Here is a 21252-nt window from a genome sequence, read left to right on the forward strand (position 1 = left end):
CCGCTGCTGCGGGGCCTCTGCCTCAGGGTCGGCAACGCGCGCAGGTGCCCTGCAATTCCACGACCTGTCGCCTGGGCGCGAAACCGCTGGCGTGCGCGCGGTCGCGCAACAGGCCATTCACCGCCTCATCCTCCAGCTCCTCGGTGACGCCACAGTCGGTGCAAACCAGGTAAAGCCCCTGATGGGCTGCACCGGGGTGGGCGCAGGGCAGGTAGCTATGGGTGGTTTCCAACTTGTGGATCAGACCCTGGACCAGCAGAAATTCGAGCGCCCGATACACCGTCGGCGGTGCCAGCCGACGACCCAGCCGCCGCTGCATGGCATCCAGCAGATCGTAGGCCGACCGGGCCGTCGACTCCGACAGCATCAGCGCGTACACCTCCCGCCGCATGGGCGTGAACCGTGCGCCGCGCGACCGGCAGAACGCCTCGGCCTCGGCAACCGAGAGCGCGTCGGATTCAACCTGCGTCGCCTTCATGCCGCTATGGTATTACAATCGCGCCCCCGCGCCGCTGCGCAGACCGCGTGTAGTCGATTGCCATGGCTGAAGATGTCCGCTTCTTTTCCCGTCTCACCATCGAACAGGTCGAGGAAGGTCACGAGCTGGCCCCCAAGTTCGACGAGCACGGCCTGCTGCCCTGCATCACCACCGCCTACGGCACCGGCGAAGTACTGATGCTGGGCTACATGAACGCCGAAGCGTTGAAGAAGACCATTCTCACCGGCGAGGCCCACTACTGGTCGCGCAGCCGCAAGGTGCTGTGGCACAAGGGCGCCACCAGCGGCCTGGTGCAGAAGGTTGAAGAGCTGCGCATCGACGATGACCAGGATGCCATCTGGCTGCGCGTCTCGGTCAATGGCGACGCCTCCTGTCACGTCGGCTACCGCTCCTGCTTCTACCGCTCGGTGCCCACCGGCGAGGGTCCGGAAGAACGCCGCTTGCAGTACGAGGAAGACGAAAAGAGTTTCGACCCCAAGGCCGTCTACGGCGACGCGCCCAACCCGACGATCCTCTGACCTGATCAGGGTTGTATCGGCGCGGTCCATCGCCACCGGTGCACCTGTCGCCAGGCTTGCGTCTGCAGCTGTCCGTCTTCGTCCCAGCGCACCTCCAGGGCCCCGGCGTCGCCAGTGATGCCGATACGACTCCCGGCATCGCGCCAACGCTTTTCCACCGTCGGATGCGGATGCCCGAAGTGATGCCGCCAGCCGGCGCCAAACAAGACCCAGTCGGGTGCCACCGCGTCCACCAGCGCCGCGGTTGATGATGTCCGGCTGCCATGATGTGGCGCCACCAACACCTCGGCCTGCAGCGCTGCTGCACCCTGACGCATCAGCAGCGCCTGTTCGGCGAGTGCCTCGATATCGCCTGCCAACAGCGCGCTGCCCTGTGGCCCGTCGACGCGCAACACGCAGGAGTCGTTGTTGCGATCCCGCCGCCGAGGCCCGGCACGGGGCGACGGATGCAGCACCGTGAAACGCACCCCGTCCCAGACCCACGCATGCCCCGATTCGCAGCGAGGGCTGTCGGCCGTACCCAACAGCGACGCCACCGGCAGCGCCGCCCGCACCGCCGGCACGCCGCCAGCGTGATCACGGTCCCCATGTGACAGCAGCAACCGGTCGATACGGCCGACCCCGCGGACCCGCAGATAGGGCACCACCACCCCGGCCCCGGCGTCGAAGCCGTCTGACCACGCCGGACCGGCGTCGTACACCAAGGTGTGTCGGGCGGTGCGAATCACCACCGACAGCCCCTGGCCGACATCCAGCATCGCCAATGAGAAGCCCCGCGTCGGCGCGGTCGACGTGGGCCACAGCAGTGGCAGGCAGCACAACAGGCCAAGCGCCCGGGAGGGCACCCCGCGCGGGGCCAGCAGCAGGATGACTCCGACCAGCGCCAGCAAGGCGGCGCCAACGCCCGGCGACGCCGCCCACCACGCCCCCGGCAGCGTATCCGACAACAGCACCAGCCCCTGCCAGGCCAGCGCCAGCAGGTCGGCCACCCATCGCAGCAGGAAAAACCCGACCGGCGGCCAGGCCGCTGCCATCAACACCGCGAGCACCGCCATGGGCGTCAGCACCGTAAACACCGGCACGGCGATCAGGTTCGCCAGTGGCGACAGCAACGTGGCGCCATCGAAGAACAGCAAGGTCAGCGGTGCCAGCAGCAGGCCCAGGCCGAGCTGTATGAAGAGGAACACCCGCCATGCCGACGGCCGCCTGACCCGCAGCGCCGTCAACCACAGGATGCCGGCCACGGCACCGAAGGATAGCCATAGACCCGGTCGCAGCAGCACCACCGGATCCACCGCCACCACCACGCCCCAGACCCACAGCAACGACCTGAACGGCATCCTCCAGCCCCCACGCCAGGCCAACCACAGGCCCAGCCACACCATCAGCAGCGCGCGCAGTACTGGCGTCTGCAAGCCCGCCAACAGCGCGTAGGCGGTGGCCACCAGCGCTGCGCCCAAACCCGCCGCCCAGGGGGTTGGCCAACGCAAGGCCAACGCCGGAAACAGCGGCCAGAGCACCCGCAGCAGGCCAAACGCCAGCGCGCTGACCAGCGCCAGGTGCAGCCCGGAAATCACCACCAGATGGCTGGTGCCAGTCTGCCGCAGCACGCTCCAGTGGTCCGCACCGAGCCCACGCCCGTCCCCCAAGCCCAGCGCCGCCAGCAGTGGCTGCCCCGGGTGTTCCGCCAGCACCGTCTCCACGGGTTGCAGTAGTGCCGCGCGCAGCCGGTGCACTCGAATCATCGGCGATAGTGTCGGCGCCTCCGCACATGGCGATACCGCACGGACCGTGGCCGTCGCGCCAATCCCTTCGCGGAACAGCCACCCCTCGTAATCGAACCCGCCGGGGTTGTGCGAGCCGCGCGGGCTGCGCACCCGCAATGTCCATATCCCGCAGTCGCCCACCGCCACCTGTTCTGGAATGCCATAGCCGCTGACCCGCAGGCGGGCCGGGAGTCCGTCAGCCCGGGCCGCGGCATCGGGATGCAGCGCGAAGCGCCAGATCGGGCCGCCGGCGCCATCGCGACGCTCGGGCAGCCCCGAGACGACCGCACGCAACTGCACCTCTTCCCCATGACGAGGGGTGGGCCACCGGTCGGACAGCCGCTGGCTAACCTGCCACTCGGTCCACAATGCGCCAATCAACAGCGCCAGCACCCAGGGGCGAATGGGCTTCAGAAGGGCCAGCAGCAACACCGGCAACAACACCGCCAATGGCCAACGGTCGGGTGCCCACAACACGCAGGCGCAGCCCAGGGTGAAGGCTACGATGACCCGCGGCGACATTGCGCAGCTAGAGGGTGATGGGCGCCAGACGTCCGGCTTCCAGCCGGAGGACGCGATCCATGCGTGCGGCCAACCGCAGATCGTGGGTCACCACGATGAGGGCGGTCCCCAACTCGCGGTTGAGCGCGAGCATCTGTTCGAACACCGCCTCGGCAGTCCGGGCGTCGAGATTGCCGGTAGGTTCGTCGGCGAGCACGCAGTCCGGTCGTGTCACGAGCGCCCGGGCCACGGCAGCGCGCTGACGTTCGCCGCCGGACAGCTCACCGGGCTTGTGCTGCAGTCGCGCGCCCAGTCCGACCCGGGCCAGAAGATCGGCCGCCGTCGCCTCGGCCTCGGCCCGTGGGCGGCGACGGATCCGCAGTGGCAGCGCCACGTTCTCAAGCGCGGTGAATTCCGGTAGCAGGTGATGAAACTGGTAGACGAACCCCAGACGGCGATTTCGCAGCACGCCGCGTGCAGCATCGCTGAGCCGATGCATGGGCTCACCGGCCACCCGGACCTCGCCACTGCTCAGCGCATCAAGCCCGCCGAGGCAGTGCAACAGGGTCGACTTTCCGGCACCACTGGCGCCAACGATGGCGATACGCTCGCCGCGGGCCACGGTGAGGTCGACGGCGTCGAGCACCTTGAGGTTGAGCCGGCCATCATCAAACACCTTGCTCAGGCCGCGGGCGTCGAGAATGATGGAATCGGCGTCCACTATTCGTACCTCAACGCTTCGGCCGGCTGCACGCGAGACGCCCGCCAGGCCGGATACAGCGTCGACAACAGCCCCAGGGTCAGTGACAGCAACCCGATGCGGATGACGTCGGTACTTTTCAGTTCCGACGGCAGGTCAGAGATGTAATAAACGTCGGGCGACAGCACCGGCTGACCCATCAACATTTCGAGCAGCGGCACGATGCGCTCGACGTTGAGTGCCAGGCCGACGCCGCCGGCCACGCCGAGCAAGGTGCCGAACACGCCGATCAGCGCCCCCTGCACCATGAAGATCGCCATCACCGACCGCGGACTGGCACCGAGGGTCCGCAGAATGGCGATGTCCGATTGCTTGTCCTGCACCACCATCACCAGCGTGCTGACGATATTGAACGCCGCCACGCCGACGATCAGCGACAGGATGATGAACATCACCATCTTCTCGGTGGCCACCGCGCGAAAGAAATTGGCGTGCTGGCGGGTCCAGTCGCTGACGTAATAGACACCCGGCAACTCGCCGGCCAGCTCGCGCGACACCCGGGGCGCCTGGAACAGGTCATCGAGCTTCAGGCGGACCCCGGTGACGCCCTCGCCCATCCGCAACAGGGCCTGCGCATCGGCGAGGTGCACGAACACCATGCCGCGGTCGAACTCGTACATGCCGACGCGGAAGATGCCGGCCACCGTGAACCGCCGGAACCGCGGCAGCAGGCCGGCCGGCGTGACTGCGGCCTGCGGAATCATCAGGTCGATTGAATCTCCCACGCCCACGCCCATCGCCTGCGCCAGCTCGCGGCCGACGAGCATCTTGAACTCACCCGGCACCAGCGCGTCGAAACGGCCGCTCTCGATCTTGTCGGCGATATCCGAGACGCGGGGCTCGCGCGCCGGCAGGACGCCGCGCAGCAACGTGCCCGACAATTCGTTACGGACCCGCAGCATGCCCTCGCCTTCGATGTAGGGGGCAACGCCCTGCACCTCCGGGTGTGCCTCGGCCAGGGTAGCGGCATCAGCCCAGTCATTGAGCTGCCCGTCGACCGCCGAGATGGTGGCGTGCGAGGCCATGCCGAGAATCCGCACCCGCAATTCCCGTTCGAAGCCGTTCATCACCGACAGCACCGTGATGAGCGCTGTCACGCCCACGGCAATGCCCAGCATCGAGGCCGCCGAAATGAATGAAATGAAGTGGTTGCGTCGCTTCGCCCGCGTGTAGCGGAGCCCGGCGAACAGCTCGTAGGGAATGCCCATAGCAGTGCATTAGACCACAGGCCCGGGGCCCGGTTGGCGGCCAACGCAGCGCCGGTATCGGCATCATGTCAATCAAGCGTCACGGAACCTTCCGCGCCCGCCGGCCTCTGAACCCGGTAGTAACGACATCCACCGAAAACGAGGATCGCCATGAACCGTCAAGACGCCTACATCCAGAAATTCGAAGCCCAGCTGGACGCCTGGAAAGCCGACATCAACAAGCTCCGCGCGCGCGCCGATGATGCCAGCGCCGAGGCCAAGCTGGATCTGCTCGATCAGCTCGACCGCCTGCGGGCGCGACGCGATGACGCGCGCGACCAGCTGGATGAACTGCGCAAGGCCGGTGAGGACAACTGGGAACAGCTGAAGACGCGCAGCGAACAGGCCTGGGCCGATCTCAGCAGCGGCATCAAGGATGCGCTGGAACGCTTCCGCACCTGATACCCACGTGCCGCCGGCCCGTCCCATCGCCGGGGACGGGCCGGTCTCGCTATGATTCTGACCCGCGCCACCGGTTGCCCGTCCATGCCGCTGCACTTGCGTCTTTCTCTGCTCTTCCTGCTGTTGCTCAGCGCCCCGCTTCGGGCCAACGAAACAGCGGATGAACGGGTGGCGACGCCCGTCGGCGCGATCGCCTCGCCGGCACCCGTGGTCCCGCCTCCCCCAGACTCGCGGCCGGTCACGTCCGATCCCACTACGACCCCGAGGCCGCCCTCCGCCAACACGCCGGAGCCGTCGACCACGCCGTCGCCGTCGCCGCGCGCAACACCCCTGCCGGAGCCATTGCCGGTCGCGACGGTAGATGCGCCGCCCTCCGAATCTCCCACCGGGTTCCCCGTCCCGCCGACGAGCCCGACACCCCGCCCCACCACGACCCCGCGACCGGCGCCGTCTCTGACACCCGTACCGCCCCCGGCCGTGACCCAATCGCCTTCGTCGTCACCCGCAGCCACGACGGGTGCGCCCGGAGCCGAGACACGGCTGCCCGGGACCGTATCGGGCGAGGTGCCGCCAGAGCCGACGCCGATACACGCCCTGACCGACCCGGACACGTCAGCGGTCGTCGCACCGACCCCCGAGCCGGTACTGCCATTCACCCTGCTTGACACCGAAGTGCCGCCCGGCAACCGCCGTCGCCTGTCCTGGTATGCCAGCGACTCCTTTACCGGACTGGCAGAGCCCACCCCGGTACTGATCGCCCACGGCAGTCGTCCCGGGCCGGTCTTGTGCCTGACGGCCGCCATCCACGGCGACGAGGTCAATGGCATCGAAATGGTTCGCAGGGTGCTCTATGGCATCGACCCTGAGGAGCTGACGGGGACCGTGATCGGCGTTCCCATCGTCAATCTGCAGGGCTACCGTCAGGGCTCGCGCTACCTGCCGGACCGCCGCGACCTCAACCGCCATTTCCCCGGGCATGCCCGCGGCAGCGCCGCCGCTCGTATCGCCCATTCCCTGTTCAACGGCATCATCCGCCGTTGTGACGCCCTGGTGGATCTGCACACCGGCTCATTCCATCGCACCAACCTGCCGCAGGTGCGTGGCGACCTCGGCATCGATTCGGTCGTACATCTGACCAAGGGTTTCGGCGCCACCGCCGTGCTCAGCAGTCAGGGCCCGCCAGGGTCGCTGCGCCGCGCCGCCACCGATATCGGCATTCCTGCCATCACGTTGGAGGCGGGGGAACCGATGCGCTTCCAGAGCGAGGAGGTGGACCATGGTGTCCGGGCGCTGCGCAGCCTGCTCAACCACCTGAAGATGGTGCCGCGCTTCCGCCTCTGGGGTGAGCCGCAACCGATCTACTACGAGTCCGTCTGGCTGCGGGTCAACGATGGCGGCATCCTCACCAGCCTGGTGCCGTTGGGCGCCCGGGTGATCAAGGACCAGGTGCTGGGCGAAGTGACCGATCCCATTACCAATCGCCGCAACGAGATCCGCGCGCCCTTCGACGGCCGGGTTCTCGGTATGGCCCTCAACCAATCGGTAATCCCCGGATTCGCGGCATACCACGTGGGCATCCAGCGGTCCGAAGAGGAGTTGGCGACCGCCGACCCCGCAGAGAGCACCGAGTCCGATGCGGCGGCCGATGACACCGAACAGTCGGATCTCGCGCCCCCCGACATGGAGGTCGCACCGGAAACCGATGCGCCACCCGCGGATGTCGGCGATAGTGCTCTCAGCGACGAGGAAGAGCGGCCCGACTGAATCGTGAGGCGGTTGGGGCCGGGGGTCGCGACAGCGGGGCCGGTATACTGGCCGCTTTCCGGTTTCCGCCGCCCCTCGCGGCCCTCATCGCAGATTCCATGAGCATCCAGATCACCTTCCCGGACGGCAACGTCAAGTCCTTCGACGCGCCGGTGACCGGCCTCGATATCGCCCAGGGCATCTCGCCGGGGCTGGCGAAGAAAGCAGTTGTCGTCGACGTCGATGGCGAACTCTGGGACCTCACGCGCCCGATCAGCCGTGACGCCCGCATCAGCATCGTCACCCGCAATCAACCGGCCGCAGCCGAAGTCATCCGTCACGATGCCGCGCACGTCATGGCGCAGGCGGTGCAGGAACTGTTTCCCGGCACCCAGATCACCTTCGGGCCATCGACCGAATACGGCTTCTATTACGATTTCGCCCGCGATACGCCGTTTACCGAAGCCGATCTCGAACAGATCGAACGACGGATGCGTGACATCGTCAAACGCGATTTGCCGATCACCCGTGAAGTGTGGCCGCATGACCAGGCGGTGACGTATTTCCAGGCCCACGGTGAGCAGTTCAAGGCCGAATGGATCCGCGACGGCATCAGCGCCGACGAAGAACTCACCATCTATCGTCAGGGCGACCAGTGGCTGGACATGTGCCTGGGGCCGCACCTGCCGTCCACCGGTCGCCTGGGCACGGCGTTCAAACTGGTCAAGGTGTCCGGCGCGTACTGGCGCGGCGACAAGAACAACGCCCAGTTGCAACGCATCTATGGTCTCGCCTTCGCCAGCGATGACGAGCTGAAGGCGCACCTGCGCATGCTCGAAGAAGCCGAGAAGCGCGATCACCGTCGCCTCGGCCGCCAGCTCGACCTGTTCCACCTGCAGGAGGAAGCGCCCGGATCAGTGTTCTGGCACCCCCGCGGCTGGACCCTGTTCCAGACCCTGATCGGCTTCATGCGGCGCAAGCAGTTCGAGGCCGGCTATCAGGAAATCAACACCCCGGACATGATGGACAAGGCGTTCTGGGAAGCCTCCGGCCATTGGCAGAACTACGGCGAGAACATGTTCTCCACCGAGCGCGATGAAGACCGCACGCTGTGCCTGAAACCGATGAACTGCCCCGGTCACGTACAGGTGTTCAACCAGGGCACCCGGTCTTACCGCGACCTGCCGCTGCGCCTGGCGGAGTTCGGCAAGGTGCACCGCTTCGAGCCTTCGGGAGCACTGCATGGCCTGCTGCGCGTGCGCAGCTTCACCCAGGATGACGGCCACATCTTCTGTACCCCGGACCAGCTCCAGGCCGAATGCGTGGCTTTTACCCGGCTGACGCTGGCCCAGTACCGCGAGTTCGGCTTCGACGATGTTCGCATCAAATTGTCGACGCGACCGGAAAAGCGCATCGGCGCCGATGCCCTCTGGGACCAGTCCGAGACGGCGCTGGCCGATGCCCTGAAATCAATGGAAATCGAGTACGAGCTGTTCCCCGGCGAAGGCGCCTTCTACGGGCCTAAGCTGGAATTCGTGTTGCGCGATGCCATCGGCCGCGACTGGCAATGCGGCACCATCCAGGTCGACCTCAACCTGCCCGGCCGACTGGATGCCGAGTACATCGGCGAAGACGGCAACCGCCACACGCCAATCATGCTGCACCGGGCCATCTTCGGCTCGCTGGAGCGATTCACCGGCATCCTCATCGAGCATCACGCCGGTGCGCTGCCGTACTGGCTGAGCCCGGTGCAGGCGGTGGTGGCACCGATTGTCTCGGACGCCGACGACTACGCGCGCGAAGTGACGACTGCCCTCGTTGCCGTCGGCGTGCGCGCCGACCATGACCTCACCAATGAGAAGATCAACAAGAAGATCCGCGAGCTGTCGCTGCAGAAGATTCCCGTGATCGTGGTGGTGGGCCGCAAGGAAGCCGAGGAGCGAACCGTCACCCTGCGCTTCCGCGGTGAAGAGCGGCAGGAAACCTTACCGCTTGCCGACGCCCTCGAACGCCTCAAGACCCTGCACTGACATGCGCCTGATCGCCCTCGCCCTGCTGCTTGCCGCCACCCACGCCACCGCGCTGGAGGTCAACGGTCGCTGGATTCAGGGCGGCTACGTCAGCGGCACCGTTGAGCCGGGCAGCCAGGTCCGGATCGACGGGCAGAAGGTCGCAGTCACCGCAGACGGCGCCTTCGCCTTCGGTCTCGGCTTCGATGCCCCATTGGCGGCGGTGCTGTCGACCACCGGCCCGGACGGCATTGTCAGCCGACACGAGTTCCCGGTGGCGGCGCGCGACTACCCCGAGAGCCGCATCAACGGTCTGCCCGGCGCGATGGTGACCCCGCCGAAGGCGGTGCTCGACCGCATTGCCCGCGACAACCGCGAGGTCGGCAAGGCGCGTGCGCCGCGCCGCGCCCAACAGGACTTCGGTGCCGGCTTCCAGTGGCCGGTGCAGGGCCGCATCTCCGGCGAGTTCGGCGCCAAACGCGTTCTCAATGGCGTCCCCCGGCAACCCCACTTCGGTATCGACATCGCGGCGCCGGAAGGCACCCCTATCGAGGCCAGCGCGGGCGGCGTGGTCACCATGGCGGACCCCGATCTCTACTACACCGGTGGCACCATCATCCTCGATCATGGCCTTGGCATTTCCACCACCTATCTGCACCTGTCGCGGCTGGACGTGGAGGTCGGCGATCGGGTGGAAAAAGGTCAGGTGATCGGCCTTGTCGGTATGACCGGTCGTGCCACCGGCCCGCACCTGTGCTGGCGGGCCAACTGGAACACGGTTCGCTTCGACCCGTCCCTGCTGGTCGAGGCCGTTCCGGCGCGAACGCAGCCGAAATAATCCCGGGCGCCCCCGACGTGATGGCGGCCCGCTGGCAGGCGCAGCCGGCTGCTATGATCAACTCGAATCTGCTTCGGAGCCGTCCCATGCGTCTGCTGGTCTGTGCCCTGTTCGCCGCCGCCCTCGCCGGTCCTGCCGCGGCCGAGGTGCTCACGCTGCCTGACGACAGCACCGTGGCCGCCATCCGCAGCCAACTGCCAGCCCGTGGCAGTTCGATGCGATCGGTCGAAGCGCGCCTCGGCATGCCGATGCAAAAACACGCACCGGTGGGCGGCGGTCACCCCAAGCGACCACCGATCACCCGCTGGGACTACCCCGGCTACTCCGTCTTCTTTGAGAACGACCACGTCATCGACGCGGTGATCAAAGGTGCGCCCGCGCCGTTGCACAATGTGGATGCGCTGCGCGCGACCCAACCCTGATGAACCGCGCCTGCGGGCGTCCGAGAGCCCCCTGATGAACATCGTCCTGCCCGCCGAGTGGGCGCCGCAAGCCTGCATCCAGCTCACCTGGCCGCGGCCGGACGGCGATTTCGCCCGCTGGTTCGATCGCGTCGAGGCGACCTTCGTGGATCTTGCCTGTGCCATCACCCGTTTCCAGCCCCTGCTGGTGGCCGCACCAGGTGATGCCGGTCCCCTGAAACGGCGGCTCGAGAACGCCGGGGTTCCGGCCGACCGGCTCGCGGTGGTGGCGGTCCGCGCCAACGATGTCTGGGCCCGCGATCATGGGCCGATCACGGTCCTGCGCGACGGTCACCCGGTGCACCTCGACTTCACCTTCAACGGCTGGGGCGGCAAGTTCGATGCCCGGCTCGACAACACCGTGACCCGTCAGCTCGCTGCCGCCGGGGCGCTGACGGCGCCGGTGGAATCGCTCGATTTCGTGCTGGAAGGCGGCGGCATCGAGTCGGACGGTCAGGGGACGTTACTGACCACCGAGCGCTGTCTGCTGGCGCCCACCCGCAACGGCAAACTCAGCCGCAATGTCATCGAACAGAAGCTGGCGCACTGGTTTGGCCTGAACCGGATGCTGTGGCTCAAGCACGGCGATCTGCTGGGTGACGACACCGACGGTCACATCGACACCCTGGCGCGCTTCTGCGACCCGCAGACCATTGCCTACCAGGCCTGTGATGATCGCACCGACTCGCACCATGACGATCTCGCCGCCATGGCCGCTGAACTTCGCGCCTTCAAACAGGCCAATGGGCAACCGTACCGTCTGATTCCGCTGCCGATGGCGCCGGCCATCCACGATGAGGACGGTCGCCGTCTGCCTGCCGGCTACGCCAATTTCCTCATCCTCAACGCGGCGGTGCTGGTCCCGACTTATGGTGATAACCAGCGCGACCGAGAAGCGCTGTCGGCATTGGCCCCGGCATTTCCCGGCCGCGAGATCGTCGGCGTCGACTGCGTCGCCCTCATTCACCAGTACGGCAGCCTGCATTGTGTGACCATGCAGATTCCCGATGCCACCGGAGCCTGAGATGCCCGCACGCCCGAAAACATTGTGCGTCGGCCTGGTCCAGCAGCCCTGCACCGCCGACAGCAACTTCAACCGTAAGGCCTCGGAGGACGGCATCCGTGCCGCTGCGGCTGGCGGTGCCCAACTGGTGCTGTTGCAGGAACTGCATACCTCGCTTTACTTCTGCCAGCATGAAGACACTGCCCTGTTCGACCTCGCCGAACCGATTCCCGGTCCGTCGACGACCTGGCTCGGCAAGCTGGCAAAGAAGCATGGTGTGGTCATTGTCGGCTCGCTGTTCGAGCGCCGCGCGCCCGGTCTCTACCACAACACCGCGGTGGTGCTTGAGAAGGACGGTACGCTGGCTGGCACCTACCGAAAAATGCACATCCCCGACGATCCCGGCTATTACGAGAAGTTCTATTTCACCCCCGGCGATCTCGGCTTCACCCCGGTCGAGACCTCGGTAGGGCGACTTGGCGTCCTGGTGTGCTGGGATCAGTGGTACCCCGAGGCCGCGCGGCTGATGGCACTGGCCGGCGCTGACCTGCTGCTCTACCCCACCGCCATCGGCTGGAACCCGGACGACGATGCCGACGAACAATCACGGCAGCGCGACGCCTGGATCACCATCCAGCGCAGCCATGCCGTGGCCAACGGCCTGCCGGTGCTGGTGGCCAACCGGGTCGGCTTCGAGGCCGATCCTACCGGTCAGTGGCCGGGCAGTCGCTTCTGGGGCAGCAGTTTCGTCGCCGGGCCGCAAGGCGAACTGCTGGCGCAGTCGGGCGCGGAGGCGGACGTGCTGGTGACCGAGGTGGACCTCACGCGCAGCGAGAACGTTCGCCGCTGGTGGCCCTTTCTCAGAGACCGCCGTATCGACGCCTACGGTGATCTGACCCGCCGCTTTCGCGACTGATACCGCCCGTCGCGGGACGACGCTGCCGCCCCGAACTGCTACCCTCGGCCACCCAACAAGAAATTGACGGGTGCGGTCCCGAGCGTGTCTATCGTTGCCTGTCGGTTTCCCCATTACTGAGGAGACTCCGATGGCCGAGCCCGGTCCCAACCCGAATCCGACCGCGATCAGTATCCGTCGTGTCGGGCCATTCCCCCGCGTCAGCCCGCCGGTGTTCATCACTGCGGCACTGTCGGTGCTGGTTTTCGTGTTGTTCGGCAGCTTGTTTACCGAGCCGGCGGAGACCCTGTTCAACGCGATCCAGGGCGGCATCACCCGCTATCTGGGCTGGTACTACATCCTGGTCACCAGCCTGTTCGTCGGTTTCGTGTTGTGGCTGTTGCTGTCGCGCTACGGTGACGTCCGCCTCGGTGACCCACACGAGAAGCCGGAATACGGCTACTTCTCCTGGTTCGCGATGCTCTTCTCGGCGGGCATGGGCATCGGGTTGCTGTTCTGGAGCATCGCCGAGCCGATGTATCACTACGTGACGCCGCCCTTCGGGGCCGAAGGCGAATCCGCCCGTGCCGCTGAAGTCGCCCTGCGCACCACCTTCTTCCACTGGGGGCTGCATGCCTGGGCAATCTACGTCATCGTCGGCCTGTCACTGGCCTACTTCGCCTACCGCCACAAGCTGCCCCTGTCGATCCGCTCGGCGTTCTACCCACTGTTCGGCGATCGCATCTATGGCTGGCCCGGGCACGTCATCGACACCATCGCGGTATTCGGCACGTTGTTCGGCGTCGCCACTTCGCTCGGCCTGGGCGTACAACAGGTGAATGCCGGGCTTGCCTACCTACTCGACATTCCGCAATCCCTGCCGATCCAGCTGGGGCTGATCGCGGTCATTACCGCCATCGCCACCGCCTCGGTGGTCGCGGGGCTCAACAAGGGCGTGAAGTTTCTGTCCGAGCTGAACATCTGGCTCAGCCTGGGTCTGGTCACGCTGATTCTGGTCCTGGGGCCGACCATCTTCATCCTCAATACCTTCGTCGAGACCACCGGCCGCTACCTGCAGAATCTGGTGCTGATGAGCTTCTGGACCGACACCATCGGCAACAGCGGCTGGGCAGGCAGCTGGACCATTTTTTACTGGGGCTGGTGGATCGCCTGGGCACCTTTCGTCGGCATGTTCATCGCGCGGGTCTCGCGAGGCCGAACCATTCGTGAGTTCACCCTTGGCGTGCTGTTCGTGCCCACACTGGTGACATTCCTTTGGCTGTCGGTGTTTGGCGGCACGGCCCTGAACCTCGAGCTTCTGCACGATGGTGGTATTGCCGCAGCGGTACAGGCTGACCTCACCACCGCGCTCTATGTGACCCTCGATCAGCTGCCCCTGGCCGGCCTGACTGCAGCCGTCGCGACAGTGGTGGTGGTCACATTCTTCGTCACCTCGTCGGACTCCGGCAGTCTGGTCATCGACATGCTGACTTCGGGGGGTGAACTCGACCCGCCACGGGTGCAACGCGTGTTCTGGGCGGTTCTGGAGGGCGTGGTGGCTGCGGTGCTGCTCGTCGCGGGCGGCTTGGGGGCACTGCAGACCGCTTCCATCGCGACCGGCCTGCTGTTTTCGGTGGTGATGGTGCTGATGTGCGTATCGCTGCTCAAGGCCTTCCGCCACGAACCGATCACGCCCACCGTGCGTGAGCGGGAAGCGGATGCGCCGAAGGAGACCTTCGGCGATATCGAGCACCCGCGCGAAGGCTGATCACACCATAACGACAAGAGGGGATTCACCATGAACATCATCCAACGGATGCGAGCACCCGTCGGCGGCATTCTGGCGCTCGCCGCCCTCACCTGCCTCCCGTTACCGGCAGTTGCCGAAGACGGGGATGAAGGCATTCGTGTCGGTGGCGCCGTGCGGGTGCAGTACAGCATCGAAGACTACGATGCCGACAATCGCGAACGGGGCGGCGACTTCGACTTCGATACGTTCCGGCTCAACCTCGATGGCACCGTCGGCGACGTCACGTTGTCGGCCGAGTGGCGCTATTACCAGTACATGCAGGTCATTCACCATGCCTGGGTGGGCTACGACTTCAGCGAACACTGGCAGGGGCAACTGGGCATCACCCGGGTGCCGTTCGGCAACCAGCCCTACAACTCGCATTCGTATTTCTTCGATACCACGTACTATGTCGGGCTTGAGGACGACTACGACATGGGCGCGGTACTCCACGGCACCCTGGGCGACCTGAACCTGCAGCTGGGCTTCTTCAAGAATGACGAGCAAGGCGGGATCGACGGCTATGTCACCGACCGGTCCGAGCGTTATTCCTACGACGTGGTCGGCGTCCGGCTGCCGGGCGAAGGCACGTTCGACGCGCCCGCCAGCGGCATTGCCGAGGGCAACACACTGGCGGCGCGCCTCGCGTGGACCCTGGGCGGCGACACCGGGCTGAAAGCGGATGTCGGACTGTCCGCCCTGGGCGGAACGCTGTATGACGCCAGCGACGATGTCGGCAACACGCTCGCCTACGCAGCCCACGCCAATGCCGATCTCGGCCCCTGGAACCTGATGCTGCAGGCAACCCGCTACGACTACGAGCTGGATGCCGGCGGCGATGCTCTTGTGGTGGGCGCCTACGCCTTCTTCGACACCATTCCGGCGAGTGCGACGCTTTACACCGCCAACCTCGCCTACGCACTGCCTGTGAAGATCGGACCCATCACCGGACTGACGTTCTACAACGACTACAGTCTGATGACGGCCAAGGCCGGCAACCTCGACGACACCTTCATGAACGTGCTCGGCATGTCGATCGCGGCCGGCGGCCTCTTCACCTATGTCGATCTCGTCACTGCCGAAAACCAGCCCTTCATCGGCGGCACGCTGGGCGCAGACGGGGGCGGCACCAGCACCCGGTTCAATATCAACGTTGGCTACTACTTCTGATGTCTGTTGACCTGCCGGCCGCAGACACCTGATGGTCCGCGCGGTCGCCAGCAATGCCTCCGCCCTGCTGCTGGGCGTGGTGTTACTGCTGCTCGGCAGCGGGCTGCTGGGCACCCTGCTGGCGCTGCGCGGCGATCAGGCAGGGTTTGGCACCGGCACCCTCGGTCTGGTGATGTCGGCTTACTTCGTCGGCTTCTTCGTGGGCACGCTCTGGGTCCCCGGCTTGATCGGACGTATCGGCCACATTCGGGCGTTCTCGATGTTCGCCTCGCTGGCGTCGGTCACCGCCATCGTTCATGGACTTTGGGTGACACCCTGGGCCTGGGCGCTGGGCAGGGTCATCACTGGCATCTGTCTGGTCGGGCTCTACACCGTGATCGAGAGCTGGCTCAATGCCCAGGCCAGCAGCGAACAGCGGGGGCGGCTGTTCGCGGTCTACATGGCCCTGAATCTGCTGGCGCTGGCGGCCGGACAGGGCCTCATTCTGCTGCAGCCCGACAACCCGCTGGTGCTGTTCGGGTTGGTGTCGATCCTGTTCTCTATCGCGCTGGTGCCGGTGACCCTGACACGGACCGCGCAACCCGAACCGATTCGCGCCCCACGTCTCGGATTACGGGCGCTCTACCGGAGTGCGCCGGTGGGGGTGGTCGGCGCCTTCGCCTCAGGTCTGATGCTCGGGGGCTTTTGGGGCATGGGGCCGGTGCTGGCGCAACAGCTTGGCATGGACCGGACCGGCATCGCCCTGCTCATGAGCCTCACCATCCTCGGCGGCGCTGCCCTGCAGTGGCCGCTGGGCCACTGGTCCGACCGTACCGACCGCCGCAGGGTGATCGCCACTGCAAGCCTGGTCACGGCCCTGGTCACCGCCGCAGCCGCCTGGAACGCCGGGCCGGGCTGGCCGGTGCTGGTCGCCATGTTCGTGTTCGGCGGCGGCGCGTTCTCGCTGTACTCGATCAGCGTCGCCCACCTGATCGATTTCGTGTCACAGGATGCGATCCTCGAAGCCTCCTCAGGGCTGTTGCTGGTCTATGGCGTGGGCGCCGCCATTGGCCCAACCGCCGCCGGCCTGCTGATGACCGGACTGGGTGCCGCGGGGCTGCTGCTGTTCTTCGCCGTGACCGCAGCCAGCCTGGCGGTTTTCGCGCTCTACCGCATCCGCCTGATGGACCGAATTGCCAGCCATCCGCTGCCCTTCGTCGCACTGATCCGTACCAGCCCTGGAGCGCTTGATATCGCGTCGACCGGCGAAGACCGACCTCAGGACATGGCGCCGACGCCGGAGCCGCCGTCGACATCGGGCAAGGGATAGGTCTCGAGCCGGGTCAGATTGCGTCCGGCTGCTTTGGCGTCGTACAGCAGATGATCGGCTGTGCGCAGCAGTTCGGTGCCGAGGTGGGCCGCCGCCGGCACCGTCCAGACCGCACCGATGCTACCGGTAAGGTGCATCGATCGGTCGGTGCCGGGCACTTCATAGCGGACCGCGCGAATTGCGGCCTGCAACCGATCCACCTGCTCGACAAACAGGTCGCGCGGCAGGTCGTACCACATCAGTACGAACTCCTCACCACCAAAGCGGGCCTGCAGGTCCAGCGGCCGCTGCCCCCCTGTAGTGGCAATGGCTTGCGCCGCCAGCACCAGCACCTCGTCGCCCTTGAGGTGACCGAAGCGATCATTGATCGACTTGAAATGATCGAGATCCAGCAAGGCCAGTCCCACCGGTCGCCGCTCACGTGCTGCCTGCGCGACCACCCGCTGAAACAGGTCGTTGAAGGTCTTGCGGTTGAGCAGCTCGGTCAGGCCATCCCGCTGCGACAATGCCCGGGCGTACTCGTGGTTGATCCAGGCGGCGCGGCTGAGCATGTCCAGGGACACGATGCCGCCCACCGCAATGATCCACATGATGACGATGAGATAGGTCTCTCGCGAAGCCGCTTTCGGCTGGCCTTCGAGGCTCCAGAGCATCCATAGCAGCAGACCCAAGGTGGCACAGCTGCCGATGATGAAGCGCCGCGTACGGAACCCGCCGAAGACCGCCACCGCCAACACACTGACGCCCACCAGGCCCACCGGATACTCCATCCAGCCAAGCTGCGCGAACAGGCTGCACAGCAGCACCACCGCCCACAGACTGAGCACTGCCGCCGTGTGCAGATGAAAGGTCAGTTGCTGGGGCCAGCCCCGCCACGTGGCGACCGCTGCCAGCGCCAATGCCGGGAACGCCCAGGCCAACCAGATCAGCTGCAATAGCGGCAGCGCCTCGGCGGTTGGTTGGAACAGCGCGGGGCCGTAGACCGGCGCCAGGGCAAACGCCAGGGCCGCGACCAGAAACAGGATCACCCGCGGCAGCCGATGGCGCGCATCCTGGGTGGCACGGTATGCCGGTTCGATCACCGGCGGAAAGATCAGCTTTTGCCGCAGGTGGCGGCGGGCGTGCTGTAACGCGTCCAGCGAGAGGGAGGAAACCTGCATGCGGCGGAGGAAGTCCGGCACACCCTGGCAAGCACCAGCGACGCACGCGGACGGCGGCCCCAAAGTTGATGACCGGCTAAGCGTGCAACAGCGGAGGGCGCCCCGCAAGCGAATTTGCGCTCCGCCCACGCGGTGTGACAGGAACGACCCCGATCATCCTTGATCAGGGCCGTCAATACGTCACACCTTCAGGGGACCTGTTCGGCCCCTTCTTCTTCTCCTGCGTCAGCCGCGGGCGCCTCCGTGGCACCGTCCTCCTGACGCTGAAGCAACTCGATACATTCGTCGGTGATTTCACCGCCCGAAATCTGCTGCGAACGGCAGCCGGCGATCTCGCGCTCCCGTGCAGCCTCGGCCAATTCGGCTTTCTGCTGCGCTTCCAGCGCCGCCTGCCTGGCCTCGGTGCTGTTGATGGCATCAATGTAACCGCGCCATTCCCCAGCCCGCTTGCGGGTCGCGTTGTAGCGCTGGGCATTGCGGAAGGCCTCATCGGCATCCGTGCGCTTGGCCTTGTCGCCGGGCCCCGCCTGATTGAAGCGAGCGGTGCCCAGCAGCATCCAGGCATCAGGCGTCGCCGAATCGGTCAGACCGCCCTTGTTGATCGCCGCCTCGAGTGCCCGCTCGGCCTGCTCGTTCTGTTCATCGGCCAACAGGGTCTGGCCGAGGCGGTACGACAGCATGCCGGTGTCAGACAACCGCGCAGCCTCCTGCAGCACCGGAATCGCCTTCTTGTGTTCCCGAGCCTGGCTCCACAGCTGCGACAACAATTCGAGATTGTCGACCGTCTTCTCGACCCTGCCGTCAGCAATCTCCTTCTCCAGCATCTGCGCACCGCGATGCGGGTTATTGAACACTGAATAGAACTGCGCCAGGGCGGCAATGTCGGCGGCGTCGTCAATGACTCCGCTGCGATAGCCGACCTCAAGCGTCACGAAGGCTTCCTTGCGACGGTCCTGTTCCATGAACAGGCCGACCAGTTGCTTCCAGTAGCCCTTGTCGCCGGGCCAGTTTTCGATGATCCGCTCCAGCAGATTGATACGCGGCGTCACCAAACCCAGCTCGGCATAGATGATGTTGGCGAGATCGAAATACTGCTTCTTCGGCTCCTTGACCAACGCCAGAGCCTTTTCGATCGGCGATCGCGCCGACTTGAAGTTCTTCTCGTAAAAGTAGGCAGCGGCCAGCAGGTAATAGGCATTGGCGTCGGGATCATCCGCTTCCTTCAACCAGCTCTCGAGATGCGTGATTGCCGCCTTGTAGTTCTCGGCCTGGAACTCCAGCTGTGCCACGTTGAACAACAGCTGCAGGTTCTGCGCACGCGGCAGAGCGTTGAGGCTGTAGGCCTTCTTGAAGTCGGCAATCGCGCCCTTGAACTGGTCGAGGTTGACCCGCGCGGAGCCACGAATCTGCAGCACCGATGCCAAATCGAAGGGCTTCATGTCGGCGCCCCGGTCAGCCACCAGCTTGTCGAGAATGACCAGACCTTCGCGGAACTTCTCTTCCTGCAGTAGCTCGTAGGCGGCCAACAGTTCACGGGCGACGATCGGGTTCAGCGATTCAGCCGGCTGATTCTCCTCGTCTTCCTTGTCCTGGGCCCAGGTCAGCTGTGGGGCTACCATCATGGCGCCCCCCAGCAACAGCGCAAGGGCGCTGGCGATTGCTCTCATTCGTTGCATGTTCATGCCGGTCATCGGTTCCATCCCGTTACTCTCCGAGCTGGAACGTGATCTGGGTGCGCACGCCAAAGCGTGGCTGAGCCTGGTTGTCGACGATCTTCGGCTGGTACTTCCAGCGCTCGACCGCCCGCAACGCAGCGCGTTCGAAGCAGGCATTGGTGGTATCCAGTACCCGCGCATTGACCACTGCGCCCTCAGGCGTCACGTCAAATTCGACCACCACCGATTCAAATGACTTCGCACGCGACTGACACATGTCCGGGTAGCGCGGCGGAATGCGAACCATCGGCTGCGCATCGCGGTCCGGGTTGAAGCCAGTGCCGATATCCAGCTCGGCCTGCGAGAAGTCGGGAATCTCGCCAATTTGCGCCGACACGCTGGGGCGGAAGGTGTTGTCGGTCACCGACGGCGGCGGCGGCGGCGGTTCATCCAGCACCGGGCGCTGGAATTCCTGCTGCTGCTGGATCGACGTGTCCTGCAACTGACGGGTGACGTTGATGTCCACCGACCGGTCTTCACTCAGCTCGATATCCTGGCGCTGGCTGATCATCGCAGCGAGAATCAGAAACAGAATGGTGGTAACGATGAAGGCACCGGGCAGGCCGGATGCGAAACGTGCAAATACGTTCATGTCCGCCTCCTAGTTTTTCTTCGTCGACACAGCGACGGTTTCCGTTACACCGGCAGCGCGAATCGCCTGCAGCACCTCGATCATGAAGCGCGTGTGAGCTGCACCATCGGTCTGAAGCACCGCACTGCCACGCGGGTTCTCCCGCCGCAACCGCTCGACCGTGACGCGCACGCTCTCCAACGGAACCTGCTCACGGTTGATCCAGATCTCATTGTTATTGGTGATCGCCACCAGGATTGACACCAGCTTCTGATCCTGTGCGGACACCGCATTGGGGCGCTCCACCTTGACGCCGGGCTCCTTGATGAAGGTGGCAGTCACGATGAAGAAGATGAGCATGATGAAGACGATGTCGAGCAACGGCGTGACGTTCACGTCCTCTTCGTTGCTCTCCGTCACCCTCTTTGATCGTCTCAGCATTTGAGGCAAATCCTTGTGTTTATGAAGGTAGCGCCAACGCGCTACTGCTTCTGCAGGGCCACGGCGGGCTCGACACCGGCCTGTCGGGCTTCATCCAGCACGGTAACGGTGATGGCGGCCCTGGCATCCGGCGCGGCGCTTACCAGCACCACCCCACGCGGCTCGCGAGCGGTGAACTCCTCAACCACCAGCTTTACCGATCGCGCATCGATCAGGCGCAGGTTGTCGACGCGGACAAAGCCGTCACTCTGCACCGACAGCGTCAGCGTCGGGGGGGGCTTGGTCTGCTGCTCCGGCGGGTTTTCCTCCGGGCTGGTCAGGCCGATGCCCTCTTCCTGCAGGAAGGTGGCCGTCACGATGAAGAAGATCAGCAGGATGAAGACGATATCCAGCAGCGGGGTGATGTTGACTTCCGCATCTTCCTGCTGGCTGGTCACACGACGTGCACGTGCCAT

General features: G+C 65.6%; 20 protein-coding genes. 11 read left to right on the forward strand and 9 right to left on the reverse strand.

What is annotated here, in order from left to right; translation table 11 throughout:
- Positions 1–22: 22 nt before the first annotated feature.
- Positions 23–478, reverse strand: a complete 456-nt coding sequence (locus JN531_RS01840; protein ID WP_228347153.1) for a transcriptional repressor — start codon at positions 476–478, stop codon at positions 23–25.
- 62 nt (positions 479–540) lie between these two features.
- Here JN531_RS01840 and hisI point away from each other — a divergent pair, with 62 nt between their 5' ends.
- The gene (gene hisI / locus JN531_RS01845; protein WP_228347154.1) at positions 541–1017 is read left to right on the forward strand and encodes a phosphoribosyl-AMP cyclohydrolase; all 477 of its coding nucleotides are present in this window, start codon (positions 541–543) and stop codon (positions 1015–1017) included.
- Positions 1018–1022: 5 nt separating this feature from the next.
- On the opposite strand, the gene JN531_RS01850 is transcribed toward hisI, so the two are convergent.
- Genes JN531_RS01850 through JN531_RS01860 form a run of 3 tightly spaced genes read right to left on the reverse strand, consistent with a single transcriptional unit; the run spans position 1023 to position 5252 of the window.
- Positions 1023–3305, reverse strand: coding sequence for a DNA internalization-related competence protein ComEC/Rec2 (locus JN531_RS01850; RefSeq protein WP_228347155.1), 2283 nt, complete (start codon positions 3303–3305; stop codon positions 1023–1025).
- A 7-nt stretch (positions 3306–3312) separates the two neighbouring features.
- Complete coding sequence (lolD, locus tag JN531_RS01855) at positions 3313–4005, reverse strand: lipoprotein-releasing ABC transporter ATP-binding protein LolD (protein ID WP_228347156.1); 693 nt, start codon at positions 4003–4005, stop codon at positions 3313–3315.
- Positions 4005–5252 (reverse strand): lipoprotein-releasing ABC transporter permease subunit, encoded by a 1248-nt coding sequence (locus tag JN531_RS01860; RefSeq protein WP_228347157.1) that lies wholly within the window; start codon positions 5250–5252, stop codon positions 4005–4007. Before JN531_RS01860 ends, lolD begins: the two co-directional genes overlap by 1 nt.
- Positions 5253–5402: 150 nt before the next feature.
- On the opposite strand from JN531_RS01860, the gene JN531_RS01865 reads away from it, so the two are divergent.
- The 10 genes from JN531_RS01865 (at position 5403) to JN531_RS01910 (ending at position 16910) form a co-directional block, all read left to right on the forward strand.
- Positions 5403–5693: a sll1863 family stress response protein gene (locus JN531_RS01865; protein ID WP_228347158.1), complete on the forward strand. Its 291-nt coding sequence runs from the start codon at positions 5403–5405 to the stop codon at positions 5691–5693.
- 477 nt (positions 5694–6170) lie between these two features.
- On the forward strand, positions 6171–7457 hold the full coding sequence (locus JN531_RS01870) for a succinylglutamate desuccinylase/aspartoacylase family protein (RefSeq protein ID WP_228347159.1): 1287 nt from the start codon (positions 6171–6173) through the stop codon (positions 7455–7457).
- 98 nt (positions 7458–7555) lie between these two features.
- Entirely contained in the window at positions 7556–9466 is a 1911-nt protein-coding gene (thrS, locus tag JN531_RS01875; protein ID WP_228347160.1) for a threonine--tRNA ligase, read from the forward strand.
- Between the two features lies 1 nt (position 9467).
- Entirely contained in the window at positions 9468–10283 is an 816-nt protein-coding gene (locus JN531_RS01880) for a M23 family metallopeptidase (RefSeq protein ID WP_228347161.1), read from the forward strand.
- Between the two features lie 86 nt (positions 10284–10369).
- Positions 10370–10705 carry a hypothetical protein gene (locus JN531_RS01885; RefSeq protein ID WP_228347162.1) on the forward strand — a complete coding sequence of 112 codons (336 nt, stop codon included), beginning with the start codon at positions 10370–10372 and terminating at the stop codon, positions 10703–10705.
- Positions 10706–10739: 34 nt separating this feature from the next.
- Positions 10740–11768: an agmatine deiminase family protein gene (locus tag JN531_RS01890; RefSeq protein WP_228347163.1), complete on the forward strand. Its 1029-nt coding sequence runs from the start codon at positions 10740–10742 to the stop codon at positions 11766–11768.
- Between the two features lies 1 nt (position 11769).
- Positions 11770–12663, forward strand: a complete 894-nt coding sequence (locus JN531_RS01895) for a carbon-nitrogen hydrolase (RefSeq protein ID WP_228347164.1) — start codon at positions 11770–11772, stop codon at positions 12661–12663.
- 130 nt (positions 12664–12793) lie between these two features.
- On the forward strand, positions 12794–14410 hold the full coding sequence (locus tag JN531_RS01900) for a glycine betaine uptake BCCT transporter (RefSeq protein ID WP_228347165.1): 1617 nt from the start codon (positions 12794–12796) through the stop codon (positions 14408–14410).
- Positions 14411–14440: 30 nt separating this feature from the next.
- Positions 14441–15601 (forward strand): OprO/OprP family phosphate-selective porin, encoded by a 1161-nt coding sequence (locus JN531_RS01905; RefSeq protein WP_228347166.1) that lies wholly within the window; start codon positions 14441–14443, stop codon positions 15599–15601.
- 31 nt (positions 15602–15632) lie between these two features.
- The gene (locus JN531_RS01910; protein ID WP_228347167.1) at positions 15633–16910 is read left to right on the forward strand and encodes an MFS transporter; all 1278 of its coding nucleotides are present in this window, start codon (positions 15633–15635) and stop codon (positions 16908–16910) included.
- On the opposite strand, the gene JN531_RS01915 is transcribed toward JN531_RS01910, so the two are convergent.
- The 5 genes from JN531_RS01915 to JN531_RS01935 form a co-directional block, all read right to left on the reverse strand.
- Positions 16859–18070, reverse strand: coding sequence for a GGDEF domain-containing protein (locus JN531_RS01915; protein WP_228347168.1), 1212 nt, complete (start codon positions 18068–18070; stop codon positions 16859–16861). The genes JN531_RS01910 and JN531_RS01915 overlap by 52 nt on opposite strands.
- A 188-nt stretch (positions 18071–18258) precedes the next feature.
- Positions 18259–19770, reverse strand: coding sequence for a tetratricopeptide repeat protein (locus JN531_RS01920; RefSeq protein WP_228347169.1), 1512 nt, complete (start codon positions 19768–19770; stop codon positions 18259–18261).
- Between the two features lie 4 nt (positions 19771–19774).
- Positions 19775–20377 carry an energy transducer TonB gene (locus JN531_RS01925; RefSeq protein ID WP_228347170.1) on the reverse strand — a complete coding sequence of 201 codons (603 nt, stop codon included), beginning with the start codon at positions 20375–20377 and terminating at the stop codon, positions 19775–19777.
- A 9-nt stretch (positions 20378–20386) separates the two neighbouring features.
- On the reverse strand, positions 20387–20797 hold the full coding sequence (locus JN531_RS01930; protein WP_228347171.1) for an ExbD/TolR family protein: 411 nt from the start codon (positions 20795–20797) through the stop codon (positions 20387–20389).
- A 41-nt stretch (positions 20798–20838) separates the two neighbouring features.
- Positions 20839–21252, reverse strand: a complete 414-nt coding sequence (locus tag JN531_RS01935; RefSeq protein WP_228347172.1) for an ExbD/TolR family protein — start codon at positions 21250–21252, stop codon at positions 20839–20841.

Origin of the sequence: Flagellatimonas centrodinii (assembly GCF_016918765.2) — a bacterium.
Taxonomy (GTDB): domain Bacteria; phylum Pseudomonadota; class Gammaproteobacteria; order Nevskiales; family Nevskiaceae; genus Polycyclovorans; species Polycyclovorans centrodinii.

Coding starts and splice junctions, on each gene's coding strand:
- JN531_RS01840 (WP_228347153.1), bottom strand. CDS start 478: ATGAAGGCGACGCAGGTTGAATCCGACGCGCTCTCGGTTGCCGAGGCC.
- hisI (WP_228347154.1), top strand. CDS start 541: ATGGCTGAAGATGTCCGCTTCTTTTCCCGTCTCACCATCGAACAGGTC.
- JN531_RS01850 (WP_228347155.1), bottom strand. CDS start 3,305: ATGTCGCCGCGGGTCATCGTAGCCTTCACCCTGGGCTGCGCCTGCGTG.
- JN531_RS01860 (WP_228347157.1), bottom strand. CDS start 5,252: ATGGGCATTCCCTACGAGCTGTTCGCCGGGCTCCGCTACACGCGGGCG.
- JN531_RS01865 (WP_228347158.1), top strand. CDS start 5,403: ATGAACCGTCAAGACGCCTACATCCAGAAATTCGAAGCCCAGCTGGAC.
- thrS (WP_228347160.1), top strand. CDS start 7,556: ATGAGCATCCAGATCACCTTCCCGGACGGCAACGTCAAGTCCTTCGAC.
- JN531_RS01880 (WP_228347161.1), top strand. CDS start 9,468: ATGCGCCTGATCGCCCTCGCCCTGCTGCTTGCCGCCACCCACGCCACC.
- JN531_RS01885 (WP_228347162.1), top strand. CDS start 10,370: ATGCGTCTGCTGGTCTGTGCCCTGTTCGCCGCCGCCCTCGCCGGTCCT.
- JN531_RS01890 (WP_228347163.1), top strand. CDS start 10,740: ATGAACATCGTCCTGCCCGCCGAGTGGGCGCCGCAAGCCTGCATCCAG.
- JN531_RS01895 (WP_228347164.1), top strand. CDS start 11,770: ATGCCCGCACGCCCGAAAACATTGTGCGTCGGCCTGGTCCAGCAGCCC.
- JN531_RS01900 (WP_228347165.1), top strand. CDS start 12,794: ATGGCCGAGCCCGGTCCCAACCCGAATCCGACCGCGATCAGTATCCGT.
- JN531_RS01905 (WP_228347166.1), top strand. CDS start 14,441: ATGAACATCATCCAACGGATGCGAGCACCCGTCGGCGGCATTCTGGCG.
- JN531_RS01910 (WP_228347167.1), top strand. CDS start 15,633: ATGGTCCGCGCGGTCGCCAGCAATGCCTCCGCCCTGCTGCTGGGCGTG.
- JN531_RS01915 (WP_228347168.1), bottom strand. CDS start 18,070: ATGCAGGTTTCCTCCCTCTCGCTGGACGCGTTACAGCACGCCCGCCGC.
- JN531_RS01920 (WP_228347169.1), bottom strand. CDS start 19,770: ATGGAACCGATGACCGGCATGAACATGCAACGAATGAGAGCAATCGCC.
- JN531_RS01925 (WP_228347170.1), bottom strand. CDS start 20,377: ATGAACGTATTTGCACGTTTCGCATCCGGCCTGCCCGGTGCCTTCATC.
- JN531_RS01930 (WP_228347171.1), bottom strand. CDS start 20,797: ATGCTGAGACGATCAAAGAGGGTGACGGAGAGCAACGAAGAGGACGTG.
- JN531_RS01935 (WP_228347172.1), bottom strand. CDS start 21,252: ATGGCACGTGCACGTCGTGTGACCAGCCAGCAGGAAGATGCGGAAGTC.